The sequence below is a fragment of the Streptomyces spinosus genome (assembly GCF_020400655.1).
Lineage (GTDB): Bacteria > Actinomycetota > Actinomycetes > Streptomycetales > Streptomycetaceae > Streptomyces > Streptomyces argyrophylli.
The window spans coordinates 1-1,092 of record NZ_JAINRC010000056.1 but is presented as its reverse complement, the minus strand read 5'-3'; the positions used below and the strand labels follow the sequence as shown (position 1 = coordinate 1,092).

Below are 1,092 nucleotides of genomic sequence, written 5' to 3'. Positions count from 1 at the left end.
GGGGGAAGGTTCTTTCCCGGGCAGGTTCTTGTCTCTTCCGTGCGGGGGCGGGGTGGCGGAGTGTGGGTGTGTGCCCGGTAGGACCGGCCCCCCTCGGGTGGGGGTGCGGTGGCTGCCGGGTGTGTCAACCACCTCACCGAGCCCCGCCATTTATGTGACTGGAGTGCCCTCATGGCCAGGACCACCGTCAGCTTCGACAGCGCCGGTATCGAGATCGCCGCCCACCTCTACCTCCCCGACACCCCGGCCGGCGCCCCGCTGCCGGCGCTGGTGGTCGGCCACCCGGGCACCGGGGTGAAGGAGCAGACCTCCGGCACCTACGCGCAGCGCATGGCCGGCAACGGCTTCGTCACCCTGGCCTTCGACGCCGCCTACCAGGGCGCCTCCGCCGGCCTGCCGCGCGGCCTGGAGGACCCCGCGCAGCGGGTGGAGGACTTCAAGGCCGCCGTGTCCTACCTGACCACCCGCCGCGAGGTCGACGCCGACCGCATCGGCCTGCTGGGCGTCTGCGCCTCCGGCGGCTACTGCCTGGCCGCCACCGGCGGCGACCACCGGGTCAAGGCCGTGGCCACCGTCTCCACCGCCGACCCCTCCCGCCAGTTCCGCCTGGGAGCCGACGGCGCCCAGGACCCGGCCGTCTTCCAGACCCTGCTGGACGCCGCCGCCCAGGCACGCACCGCCGCCGCCCGCGGCGAGGACCCCGGCGTGATGACGATGTTCCCCGCCACCGCCGAACAGGCCCGCGCCCTCGGCGGCGAACACGGCGTCGAAGGCTTCGAGTACTACTGCACCCCACGCGGCGAGCACGAACGCTCCGCGAAGTTCCTCGCCTGGCCAAGCATCGACAAGCTCGCCTTCTACGACGCCTTCTTCGCCGTCCCGCTCATCGGCCCCCGCCCCCTGCTGCAGATCATCGGCGAACGCGCCGTCACCGCCTGGATGGCCGTCGAGGCACACCAACGCGCCACCGGCCCCAAGGAACTCCACCACATCCCCGGCGCCAGCCACGTCGACCTCTACGACAAGAAGCAGTACATCGACCCCGCCATCGACAAACTCACCCACTTCTTCACCACCCACCTCACCACCACC

Annotated in this window: 1 protein-coding gene; it reads left to right on the top strand. The window is 71.9% G+C overall.

Annotated features, from left to right (window positions below; translation table 11 throughout):
- Positions 1-171: 171 nt before the first annotated feature.
- A partial coding sequence (locus tag LG395_RS40870; protein WP_225814650.1) for an alpha/beta hydrolase occupies positions 172-1,092 on the top strand: 921 nt, incomplete at its 3' end.